Origin of the sequence: Chelatococcus reniformis (assembly GCF_014640075.1) — a bacterium.
In the GTDB taxonomy this organism is placed as follows: Bacteria; Pseudomonadota; Alphaproteobacteria; order Rhizobiales; family Beijerinckiaceae; genus Camelimonas; species Camelimonas reniformis.
Genome location: NZ_BMGG01000002.1, coordinates 721009 through 732561 on the forward strand (window position 1 = coordinate 721009; position 11553 = coordinate 732561).

General features: G+C 69.4%; 11 protein-coding genes. 6 read left to right on the forward strand and 5 right to left on the reverse strand.

Features of this window, described 5'->3' with window-relative positions; genetic code table 11:
• Positions 1-34: 34 nt before the first annotated feature.
• Complete coding sequence (locus tag IEW34_RS07725) at positions 35-2038, reverse strand: ATP-binding protein (RefSeq protein WP_188608548.1); 2004 nt, start codon at positions 2036-2038, stop codon at positions 35-37.
• Between the two features lie 168 nt (positions 2039-2206).
• Positions 2207-2962 (reverse strand): SDR family oxidoreductase, encoded by a 756-nt coding sequence (locus tag IEW34_RS07730; protein WP_188608549.1) that lies wholly within the window; start codon positions 2960-2962, stop codon positions 2207-2209.
• Positions 2963-3179: 217 nt separating this feature from the next.
• Here IEW34_RS07730 and IEW34_RS07735 point away from each other — a divergent pair, with 217 nt between their 5' ends.
• From IEW34_RS07735 to IEW34_RS07755, 5 genes are all read left to right on the forward strand, one after another.
• Entirely contained in the window at positions 3180-3446 is a 267-nt protein-coding gene (locus IEW34_RS07735) for an usg protein (RefSeq protein ID WP_188608550.1), read from the forward strand.
• A gap of 97 nt (positions 3447-3543) precedes the next feature.
• Positions 3544-4146, forward strand: coding sequence for an exopolysaccharide biosynthesis protein (locus IEW34_RS07740; RefSeq protein WP_188608551.1), 603 nt, complete (start codon positions 3544-3546; stop codon positions 4144-4146).
• Positions 4147-4261: 115 nt separating this feature from the next.
• Positions 4262-5527: a CoA transferase gene (locus tag IEW34_RS07745; protein ID WP_188608552.1), complete on the forward strand. Its 1266-nt coding sequence runs from the start codon at positions 4262-4264 to the stop codon at positions 5525-5527.
• Positions 5524-6735 carry a CaiB/BaiF CoA transferase family protein gene (locus IEW34_RS07750; protein ID WP_188608553.1) on the forward strand — a complete coding sequence of 404 codons (1212 nt, stop codon included), beginning with the start codon at positions 5524-5526 and terminating at the stop codon, positions 6733-6735. Before IEW34_RS07745 ends, IEW34_RS07750 begins: the two co-directional genes overlap by 4 nt.
• A 176-nt stretch (positions 6736-6911) precedes the next feature.
• Entirely contained in the window at positions 6912-7232 is a 321-nt protein-coding gene (locus IEW34_RS07755; protein ID WP_210324465.1) for a polyhydroxyalkanoic acid system family protein, read from the forward strand.
• Between the two features lie 51 nt (positions 7233-7283).
• On the opposite strand, the gene radC is transcribed toward IEW34_RS07755, so the two are convergent.
• Positions 7284-7988 carry a RadC family protein gene (radC, locus tag IEW34_RS07760; protein ID WP_188608555.1) on the reverse strand — a complete coding sequence of 235 codons (705 nt, stop codon included), beginning with the start codon at positions 7986-7988 and terminating at the stop codon, positions 7284-7286.
• Positions 7985-8815 carry a type I methionyl aminopeptidase gene (gene map / locus IEW34_RS07765; RefSeq protein ID WP_188608556.1) on the reverse strand — a complete coding sequence of 277 codons (831 nt, stop codon included), beginning with the start codon at positions 8813-8815 and terminating at the stop codon, positions 7985-7987. The genes radC and map overlap by 4 nt, the downstream gene beginning before the upstream one ends.
• 212 nt (positions 8816-9027) lie before the next feature.
• Here map and IEW34_RS07770 point away from each other — a divergent pair, with 212 nt between their 5' ends.
• The gene (locus IEW34_RS07770; RefSeq protein ID WP_188608557.1) at positions 9028-9888 is read left to right on the forward strand and encodes an FkbM family methyltransferase; all 861 of its coding nucleotides are present in this window, start codon (positions 9028-9030) and stop codon (positions 9886-9888) included.
• Here IEW34_RS07770 and IEW34_RS07775 read toward each other — a convergent pair.
• On the reverse strand, positions 9878-11485 hold the full coding sequence (locus tag IEW34_RS07775) for a carboxyl transferase domain-containing protein (protein WP_188608558.1): 1608 nt from the start codon (positions 11483-11485) through the stop codon (positions 9878-9880). The two genes, IEW34_RS07770 and IEW34_RS07775, sit on opposite strands and share 11 nt — an antisense overlap.
• Positions 11486-11553: the final 68 nt, after the last annotated feature.

Sequence of the window (11553 nt, forward strand, 5' to 3'; positions counted from 1 at the left end):
GCTTGCCGCGCCCGCCTCCGCCGGCGCCCAAGCCCTACTCGTCCTCGTGCAGCACCACGATCGGCGCGCCCTCCGCCACCTGCTGTCCGGCTGCGGCGCGCACGTCCGCGACGGTTCCCGCCCGCGGTGCGACGAGTGCGTGCTCCATCTTCATGGCCTCGACCACCGCCAGGCGCTGGCCCTTGGTGACGGCTTCGCCGGCGGCGACCAGGATGGCGACCACCTTGCCGTGCATCGGTGACTTGACGGTACCACCGGCTTCCCCGATGTGCTCCAGATCGACGGCGAAGGGATCAAAAGGGGCGACCGTAACCTGACGGCCGTCGCGGAGCGCGATCAAGGCCCGTCCTGCCGCGATGACGATGGTGCCGTCGCCGAATGCGGCCGGGATATCGTCGACCTCCGACAGGAGATCCGCCTCGGTCGCCTCGGCGCCCTTGTAGCTGACGGCCACGCGACCATCCGGAAACGACTGGGCGGCCGCGTCGCGCTCGCCGTCGACCAGCAGCGGGATCTCGACGTGGCGCTCGCCCAGGAGCTGGAAGCCGTGCTCGCTGGCCCACGGGTCGGTGAAGGCGGGGGCCGCGGGGGTCGCCGTCGCGCCGCGCTGCGCCTGGCGCTGCAGCATCAGGGCGGCCGCGGCCACCGACTGGCCGAAGGGCGGCTGCTCCACCGCGCCCAGTTCGTCCAGGCGTGCGTCGATGTAGCCCGTATCGAAGCGGCCGGCCCGGAAATCGTGGGACTCGGCGATGCGCTTGAGGAAGGCGAGATTGGTCTTGGGCCCGGCCACCAGCGTGTCGCCCAGGGCCTCCGCGAGCCGATCGAGCGCCTCGCCGCGGGTCGGCGCGTGGGCGATGATCTTGGCAAGCATGGGGTCGTAGAACGGACTGACGCGCCCGCCGCTCTCCACGCCGCTGTCGATACGGACCCCGTCGACCTCCGGGAAATCCAGCAGCCAGATCTGCCCCGTGGACGGCAGGAAGCCCTTCTCAGGATCCTCCGCATAGAGCCTAGCCTCGACGGCATGCCCGTGGAGGCGTAGGTCCTCCTGGCTGAACGGCAGCGCGTCGCCGGCGGCGACGCGGAATTGCAGCTCGACCAGATCGAGGCCGGTGATCGCCTCGGTCACCGGGTGCTCCACCTGCAACCGCGTGTTCATTTCCATGAAATAGAAGCGGTCGGGCTTGAGGCCCTCCCGCCCGTCGGCGATGAACTCGACGGTCCCGGCGCCGACGTAGCCGACCGCGCGCGCGGCCTCGACGGCGGCCTTGCCCATCGCCTCGCGCACCTCCGCGGTCATGCCCGGCGCCGGTGCCTCCTCGATCACCTTCTGATGCCGTCGCTGCAGCGAGCAGTCGCGCTCGAACAGATGCACCACGTTGCCGTGGGTGTCGGCGAAGACCTGGATCTCCACATGCCGGGGCGCCAGGATGTATTTTTCCACCAGCACGCGCGCGTCGCCGAAGGCGCTCTGCGCCTCCCGTTGAGCGCCCTCGAGCGCGGCGTCGAAGTCAGAGGCCTTGTCGACGCGGCGCATGCCCTTGCCGCCGCCGCCGGCAATCGCCTTGATCAGGACGGGATAGCCGACCTCGTAGGCCTTCTGGCGCAGGAATTCGGCCTCCTGCTTCTGCCCGTGATAACCCGGCACCACCGGCACGCCCGCCCGCTCGGCCAGGGCCTTCGCCGCATCCTTCAATCCCATCGCCCGCATGGCCGCAGCCGGCGGGCCGACGAGCGTTACGCCGGCCGCCGCGCAGGCGTCAGCGAATTCCGCGCGCTCGGACAGGAAGCCGTAGCCCGGATGGATGCACTGGGCGCCCGAGGCCTTGGCCGCCTCGATGATGCGGCCGATGACCAGGTAACTTTCCGCCGCCGGCGCCGGCCCGATCAACACCGCCTCGTCAGCCTGGCGAACGAACAGAGCGTCGCTATCGACGTCCGAATGGACGGCGATGGTGCGCATGCCGAGCTCGCGCGCCGTGCGGATGATGCGGCAGGCGATCTCGCCGCGGTTGGCGATCAAAACGCTCTCGAACACCCCTGGGCCCTCCCGCGGCACTTTCCATTCGGCTTGCAACGACACTCAAACCATAGCGCGGCAGAGGACGCTAGAGCGCTTCGCCCTGGGCTGGAAACACCGCCGTGCAAAGAAGCGCTCCAGATTCAAAGGATTATAAGCCTTTCGCGCAGCCCCTACGGTCGGCGATCAGCCGCGGCCCACGAACGGCATGGTGGTCGCCATCACAGTCATGAACAGCACATTGGCCTCGAGTGGCAGGCGTGCCATGGCGAGCACCGCCTCCGCCACGTGCGCCACGTCCATCAGCGGCTCGCTGCGCAGCGAGCCGTCGGCCTGCGGCACGCCGGCCGCCATGCGGCCGGTCATCTCCGTCGCGGCGTTGCCGATGTCGATCTGGCCGCAGGCGATGTCGAAGGCGCGCCCGTCGAGGGCCGTCGAGCGGGTCAGCCCCGTGATGGCGTGCTTGGTCGCCGTGTAGGGCGCCGAGTTGGGCCGCGGCGCATAGGCCGATATGGAGCCGTTGTTGATGATGCGCCCGCCGCGCGGCTGCTGTGCCTTCATCAGCCGGAAGGCCTCGCGCGTGCACAGGAACGGGCCGGTGAGGTTGGTGTCGACGACGGCCTGCCATTGCGCCACGCTGAGTTCATCGATGGGCACCGGCGGCGCCCCGATGCCGGCGTTGTTGAACAGCACGTCGAGCCGGCCGAAGCCGATGCGGGCCGCCTCGAACAAGGCGTGCACGGAGCCGGCATCGCCGACGTCGGTCGGCACGCACAGCACCCGGTCGCCGCCGACGGCGCCCTGCTGGGCGGTCTCCGCGAGGGCCGCCGCCCGCCGGCCGGCCAGCACCGTCCGGTAGCCTTCGGCCATGAAGGCCAGGGCCACGGCCCGGCCGATGCCGGATCCCGCGCCGGTCACCAGAGCAACCCTGTCGTCCGCCATCCGTCCCTCCCCGTGTTGCCGTCAGGGCGCTCACCATAGCCGATGCCGCCGGGCGGCCAACCCGAGGGCCGACGCCGGCCGCCCCGGCGGAAGGGCTGTCAGCAATCTCTCACATATGCTGCTAATGCCTTGAAATTACACGCGTTTGAACAATATGAGGCTTGCGGGACTCAACGCTGCATCGCCATCATCGACGATCCTTGATCGGAGGAGCACGATGACGCCGGACTTTCAGAAACAGCTTCAGGGCTATGGGCTCACCACGGCGACGATCCTGTATCGGATGCCCGACCACCCGCGCCTGCTGCAGACATTCGTCTGGCAGGAATACGATGTGGCACCGCGCTTTCCCATCCTGAACAAGTTCCTGGAATTCTGGCAGGCCTCGCTGGACGGCCCGGTGCATTCGGTCACCGTCGCGCATGCAAAGCTCATCAAGGCGACCGAGTACCGCGCGGTCGACGGAGTCTTCGCCATTCACTGACCCCCCGGAGCCGAGGTGGGTCGCCCGCCCCTTGGCCCTGAGGCCGCCGTAAGTTAAGGAGAGCGGATCGAGCGCCCCGCTCTCCTGGCCCCGGTCTTTGTCAGATATCCAGCGCACGTCCGACGTCCTGATCGCACTCGCCGCCGGCGACAATGATCGGGTCAGCGTCGGCGAGATTGTCAGCAGGCTGCATCACCAGGCCTTTGCCTTGCTGGTCGTCGTCCTCGCCCTGCCCAACTGCCTGCCGATGCCGCCGCCGATCCCGTTGATCAGCGGCCTCCTGCTGGGCTTCGTCGCCATCCAGATCATCCTGGGCCTGCACACGCCCTGGCTGCCGCCGCGGCTCCTGGCGAAGACCGTCGCACGGGCCGATGTCGCGAAGGCCGTGGATCGAGCGCTGCCGGCCGTGCGCCGCCTGGAGCATATCTCGCGCACGCGCCTCGCCGTCTTCAACACGCCGATCGGCATGCGCGCCACGGGCGTGATCCTCCTCGTGATCGCCCTCGGCCTGCTGGCGGCACCGCCGTTCGTCGGCCAGATCCCGCTCGGCTTCGCCGCCTGTCTGGTCGGGCTCGGGCTGGTGGAGCGCGACGGGGCGATCGCCGGGGTGGGTATCGCCTTCGGCGCGCTCGGTGTCGCGCTGAGCTTCAGCTTCGTGGTCGCGATCGTCTCCGGCATCGAGGCCCTGGCCGGGTCGTAATACGGCTGGACGCTCGAGACCTGGGGCTTCACATTGCGCGGAGCCGCCGCCCCGAACGTCCGACCTGCGTCGGCCCGAGGGCCGCCCGAAATCCGGCCCGTCACCAGGAGGAGACATGAGCGGTTGGCTCGCCCCCTATCGTGCCGTTGATTTGACCGACGAGCGCGGGCTGCTGGCCGGCCAGATGCTGGCCAAGCTCGGCATGGACGTGATCCAGGTCGAGCCGCCGCGGGGCTCCCACGCCCGGCAGGTCGCTCCATTCGACGAGGCAGGACGCTCGTTCTACTGGTCGGCCTTCGCCGCTGGCAAACGAGGGGTGACGCTGGATGTCGAGCAGCCCGACGGCCGCGAGCTGCTGCTGCGCCTCGTCGACCGCGCGGATTTTCTGTTCGAGACGGCCCGCCCCGGACGGCTCGCCGAGCTCGGCCTCTCCTACGACATTCTGCGCGTCCGCAATCCGCGGCTCGTCCACGTCTCGATCACGCCCTTCGGATCGGACGGGCCCAAGCGCGACTATGCCGATGCCGAGCTCATTCTATGGGCCGCCGGCGGCCCGCTGGTGCCGAACCGCGACGCCGAGGGACAGCCGCTGCGGATCAGCGTGCCCCAGGCCTATCTGCACGGCGCGGCAGACGCGGCGGCCGGCGCCATGATCGCTCACTTTGCCCGCCTGCAATCCGGACGCGGGCAGCACGTCGACATCTCCGTCCAGCAGAGCGTCACCCAGGCGACGCTCGCCAGTCACCTGGCCGCCGCCGTCGGTCACCCCGACTTCTCGTTCACGCCCGCCATCCGCCCGGCAAACGGGCCCAAGGCGCTCGACCTCTCGGGCAGCGGCGCGCGCACGCGGCGTTCGAAGTGGATCGTACGCGACGGCCTCGTCGAGATGCACCTGGGCCTCGGCCCGGCCGCCGGCGACAAAGCCAACAATTTCTTCGCCTGGATGAAAGAGGAAGGCGCCCTCCCGGCCGCGCTGCACGACTGGGACTGGGTCAAGGCGCCGCAGCGGATCATGGCGGGCGAGGCCAGCGAGGACGACCTCGATCTCGCCCGCGCCGCCGTGGCCGAGTTCCTCGCCCATCGCAGCAAGGCGGACCTGCTGGCCGAGGCGCTGAAGCGGAGGGTACTGCTCGCGCCGATCAACGACATCGGCGACCTCCTGGCGAGCGAGCAACTCGCGGCGCGCGGGTTCTTTGTCGCCGTCGAGGAAGACGGCCGGCCGCGCACCCTGCCCGGCGCCTTCGCCTTCGGTGCAGCGGACATGTTCGCGCCGCCCAGGGGCGCGCCGACGCTCGGGCAGGACAACGAGTCCGTCTTCGGCGAATTGCTCGGCGTCGAGGGCGCCACGCTCGCCGGGCTCCGGCAGAGAGGCGTGATATGACCGGGATGAAGCCCCTCGGCGATCTGAAGGTGCTCGACCTCGCCTGGGTCGTGGCGGGGCCGGCCATCGGCCGCGCGCTGGCCGACTACGGCGCGACGGTCGTGCGCGTGGAGTCGTCTGTGCGCATCGAGACGGCGCGGCTGATGGGCCCCTACCCCGGCGGCAAAAGCGACCCGCAGCGCTGCGCCCTCTACGACACCTACAATTCCGGCAAGCTGGGACTGGCCCTCGACCTCGGCCAGCCGGCCGGGCGCGAGGTGGTCCGCGACCTTGCGCGCTGGGCGGATGTGCTGGTCGAAAGCTTCGCCCCGGGCCGGATGGCCCTCTGGGGCCTGGGCCCCGAAACCCTCCGTGCCGACAACCCGCGCCTGATCGGCGTCAGCACATCGCTGATGGGCCAGACAGGCCCCCTTAGGTCTTTTGCCGGCTTCGGCAACATGGGGGCGGCCATGGCGGGGTATCAGCTGCTGGTCGGCCGTGAGGGCGCCCTCCCGGTCGGTCCCTTCGGGCCCTACACGGACTTCGTCGGCCCGCGGTTCGGCCTCGTTGCCCTGCTTGCGGCGCTGGAGCACCGCCGCCTCACCGGCGAAGGCTGCTGGCTTGATATTTCCCAGGCCGAGGCCGGCGTCCAGTTCCTGGCGCCGCAGGTCGCCCACGGCGCGGCCACCGGCCGCTTTCCGGCCGCCGCCGGCAATCGCGACCCGCAGTTCGCGCCGCACGGCGTGTTCCCCTGCCAGGGTGATGACGAGTGGGTGGCGATCGTGGCCCGCACCGACGCCGAATGGTCGCGTCTCGCCGCGCTCATGGGGGGGGACGCGCTGGATGCAGCCTTCGCGACCCTCGCGGGCCGCAAGGATCAGGAACAGCGGCTGGAGGCCATCGTGGCCGCGTGGACGCGCCGTCGCCATGCGCACGACGTCGAAGGGGCACTGCAGGCGCTGGGCGTGCCGGCGCACCAGGCGAGCACCTCCGCCGACATAGTCGCCGACCCCCAACTCGCGGCACGGGAGCACTTTGTGCATCTGCCGCACGAACTGGGTGGCGAGAGCATCGTCGATGCGAGCCGGTATCGGCTGTCCGAGACGCCGGCGACCTACGACCGGGCGGCCCCGCACTTCGGCCGCGACGCCGGCTATGTCCTTGGCGATCTCCTGGGCTATGACGCCGGTCGCATCGAGAAGCTCAATGAGGCCGGCGTCCTCAGGTAAGCGCTGAATGGCTTGGAGCGCGGCTCCAGGCGAACACCGGCCCTTCGTCGGCCAACGGCAGCATGTCGGGTGTGACTGTGTTGACGTCTTTCGGCAGCGGCCGCTTCGAGCAAGGGACAGCCATCATCGACGGCATGTCGCCGCGCGCAGGCCCCCTACCTATGAAGGAAGTCCGGATGGCCATTCTCCTCGACGTCCGCGTGCCGCATGCGCTGGGCGGCGCTGCCGCCAGGCGCCTGATCGACGCGCGCATGAGCGATATCGAGGCAGCCCTGCCGCCGTTCGTCCGCGACGCTCGCGGCGAGTGGCACGACGATGTCTTCGCCTTCGGCATGACCGCTTTCCGGGAGCAGATCTCCGGCACGATCTCGATCCTCGAGACGGGCATCCGGGTGGAGGCCACGCTGCCCGCCCTCGCCGCGCCGTTCGAGCGCACCATCGCCGATGCCATCCGCGTCCATCTGGAAACGCTTATCTCGCCCAGAAAGCCTGCATGAGATGTCGCGGCGATGCCGAGGCGCCAAACCCCGGCGCATCCATTGCCGCTCTCACGCCTCCAGCAGCCGCAGGCCGCGCAGGCTTGCATGGCCGTCGCGGCCGACGACGATGTGGTCGTGCAGCGCGATCCCCAGGGACTTGGCGATCGTCGCGATCTCCTTGGTCATGCGCACGTCCACCGACGATGGCGTCGGATCGCCGGAGGGATGGTTGTGCACCAGGATGATGGCGCTCGCCGACAGCTCGAGTGCGCGCTTGACGACCTCGCGTGGATAGACCGGCGTGTGATCGACGGTGCCGCGCTGCTGCTCCTCGTCGGCGATCAGGGCATTGCGCTTGTCGAGGAACAGCACACGAAAATGCTCGCGCTCGGCGAAGGCCATGGCGCTGCGGCAATATTCGATCACCTGGCCCCACGATGAGAGCACCGGGCGCTTGGCGATCGAGCCGCGTGTCAGCCGCCGGGCCGCGGCCTCGACGACCTTGAGATCGATCGTGATCGTCTCGCCGACGCCGTCGACCTCGCGCAGCCGCGCGACCGGGGCCGCGAGCACCTCGGCAAAGGAGCCGAAGCGCTTGATCAGGGCCTTCGCCAACGGCTTCACGTCACGCCGCGGCACGGAGCGGAACAGCAGCAGCTCGAGCAGCTCGTAGTCCGGCAGCGCCTCGCCGCCGGCGTCACGAAAGCGGGCGCGCAACCGATCCCGATGGCCGACGTGGTGCGGCGGTTCGGGATCTGGCCGCGTCTCGGTCATGCGCCGGAGGTGTGCGGCGGCTTGTCGAGCCCGTTCGGTGACTGGGTGAAGATCTCGACGCCGGTCTCGGTCACGCCGACCGTGTGCTCGAACTGCGCCGACAGCGAGCGGTCCCGCGTCACGGCAGTCCACCCGTCGGAGAGCACCTTCACCGGCGGCCGGCCGAGGTTGATCATCGGCTCGACCGTGAAGAACATGCCGGGCTTCAGCGCCGGGCCCTCGCCGCGGCGGCCGAAATGCAGGATGGCGGGCGCATCATGGAAGACGCGGCCGAGGCCGTGGCCGCAAAAGTCCCGGACCACGGCGCATCGCTCGCCCTCGGCGAATTCCTGGATGGCGGCGCCGATGTCGCCCGTGGTCGCGCCCGGCTTGATGACGGCGAGGCCGCGCAGCAGGCACTCATAGGTAACGTCGATCAGCCGGGCCGCGCGGCGTGGGATCTCGCCCACCCCATACATGCGGCTGGCGTCCCCGTGCCACTCGTCGACGATGAAGGTGACGTCGACGTTGACGATGTCACCTTCCCTGAGCGGCTTGTCGTTCGGCATGCCGTGGCAGACGACGTGATTGACCGACGTGCAGGACGAGAAGCCGTAGCCGCGGTAGTTGAGCTGCGCCGGATAGGCGCCGCGCGCCAGCCCGAAAGCGAGCACCCACTGGTCGATCTGCTCGGTGGTGGTACCCGGCTCGATGCGGCCCACCAGCATGTCGAGACACTCGGCCGCAACCCGACCGGCGCGCCGCATGCCTTCGAAATGCTGCGGCTCGTGCAGCTTGATGTGTTCGGTGCGCCGTCTCTCGGTAGCCGCCGTCCCGCCGTTCGTCATGCCGTTACCCTGTTTTCCGCGCTGCCCTCGATCGCTCGCGGCCGGGGACGACGCACGTAGGCGGCGAACCGATCCGATGCAATCGGCCTGTCGGTTCATCCTGCCAGAAAACGGCGCCGCCTTCCAATGGCGGCGGCCGCTGCGGACCGCGCGACTTTGCGTCCCGCGGCGCTCGGTGTATGGACGCGGCCTCCGCACACATTGCTTGGATCATGGCCCAGACGTCCGCCCCGGATCGAGATACCTTCGGCGCCTTCGCGCCCACGCCGCTGATACGCGCGGCCATCGCCGTCACCCGCACCCTGCCCGAGACCTGGCTCGGCCGCCGGGTGGCGCTGGCACTGCGGCAGCTCGCCATCCGCCGCCTCGACGGCGCGCCCGTCGACATCGAGGTGCTCGGCGCGCGCATGCGGCTGTTCCCCTACAAGAACATCTGCGAAAAGAAGGTGCTGTTCACGCCGCAGTTCTTCGACGCCGAGGAACTGGAGATTCTGGCCAGACGTGTCGAGGCCGCCCGCGACCGTGACGAGGGCTTCAACTTCCTCGATGTGGGCGCCAATGTCGGCGCCTATTCGGTGTTCGTGGCGGCCAAGGCCGGGCCGCGGGCCCGCATCCTGTCGATCGAGCCGCAGCCGGATGTCTTCGAGCGGCTGGTGTTCAACGTCCGCCAGAACCAGTGGCCGACCGTGAAGGCGATCGCCTGCGCTGTCGCCGACAAGTCGGGTGAGCTCACCCTGTTCCTCGATCCGGACAACAGCGGCGAGTCGAGCCTCAAGATTCTCGGCTCGAGCGACGCCACGCCGATCCGGGTGCCGGCGAAGACGCTGCATCAGCTGGCCTATGAAGAGCGCTTCGAGCATATCGACGCGGCCAAGCTCGACGTGGAGGGTGCGGAGGATCTGATCCTGGAGCCGTTCTTCCGCACCGCGCCGCGATCGCTCTACCCCAAGCTCATCATCCTGGAGGACGGCTCGGGCCGCTGGCAGATTGACCTGCCCAAGCTGATCGAGGACACCGGCTACAAGCTGCTGGTGCGCACGCGACTCAACTTCGTCTTCGAGCTCACATCCTGAAGACGCCGAAGGCGGTCTTCTCGACCGGCGCGTTGAGGCAGGCGGAGAAGGCGAGCCCCAGCACGTCGCGGGTCTCCGACGGCATGATGATGCCGTCGTCCCAAAGCCTGGCGCTGGCGAAGTAGGGATTGCCCTCCACCTCGTACTGCGCGCGGATGGGCGCCTTGAAGGCCGCCTCCTCCTCCGTCGGCCACGAGCGCCCCTCCGCCTCGATGTTGTCGCGGCGCACGGTCGCCAGGACGCTGGCTGCCTGCTCGCCGCCCATCACCGAGATGCGGCTGGACGGCCAGGTGAACAGGAAGCGCGGCGAGTAGGCGCGTCCGCACATGCCGTAGTTGCCGGCGCCGAACGAGCCGCCGACCAGAACGGTGATCTTGGGCACGCGCGCGGAGGCGACGGCGGTCACCAGCTTGGCGCCGTCCTTGGCGATGCCGCCCGCCTCGTACTGGCGGCCGACCATGAAGCCCGAGATGTTCTGAAGGAACAGCAGCGGAATGCGGCGTTGGCAGCAGAGCTCGATGAAGTGGGCGCCCTTGAGCGCGCTCTCCGAGAACAGGATGCCGTTGTTGCCCAGGATGCCGACCGGGATGCCGTGGATGCGGGCGAAGCCGGTGACCAGGGTGGTGCCGTAGAGGCGCTTGAACTCGTCGAACTCCGAGCCGTCGACCAGGCGCGCGATCACCTCGCGGATGTCGTACTGCTTCTTGAGGTCGGTGGGCACGAGGCCGTCGAGCTCGGAGGGATCGAGGAGCGGCGGCGCCGACGCGGCGAGGTCGATGTCGGCCGTTTTGACATTGTTCAGCGTGCCGACGATGCGCCGGGCGATGGCCAGCGCGTGCACGTCGTCGGTCGCGTAATGGTCGGCGACGCCCGACAGGCGGGCATGCACGTCGGCGCCGCCCAGATCCTCGGCCGAGACGACCTCGCCGGTCGCCGCCTTCACCAGAGGCGGCCCGCCCAGAAAGATCGTGCCCTGGCGACGCACGATGACAGTCTCGTCGGACATGGCGGGCACATACGCACCGCCCGCCGTGCAGGAGCCCATCACCACCGCGATCTGCGGGATGTCGCGCGCCGACAGGTTGGCCTGGTTGTAGAAGATGCGGCCGAAGTGCTCGCGGTCCGGGAAGACCTCCGTCTGGTGCGGCAGGTTGGCGCCACCCGAATCGACCAGATAGATGCAGGGCAGGCGGTTCTCGGCGGCGATCTCCTGGGCGCGCAGGTGCTTCTTCACCGTCATCGGGTAATAGGTGCCGCCCTTGATGGTCGAATCATTGCAGACGATCATCACATCGCGGCCGGCGACCCGGCCGATGCCGGTGATCAGGCCCGCGCCGTGGATGTCTTCGCCATACATGCCGAGGGCCGCGAGCGCGCCCACCTCCAGGAACGGCGCGCCGGGATCGAGCAGGCGCGTAACCCGGTCGCGCGGCAGCAGCTTGCCGCGGCCGACATGGCGCTGGCGGGCCTTGGCCGGGCCGCCCGCGAAGACCGCCTTGCGGCGCGTGGCAAGCTCCGCGCCCAGCTCGCTCCAGGCTTGCGCATTGGCGCGGAACTCATCCGAACGTGGATCGACGGCGGTCTCGATGATCGGCAAGCTGGCCCCTCCCCCCACGGCGCGGCGCGCCGGTCGACGCGCCGGACTATACAAGCCGACGTGCGCTG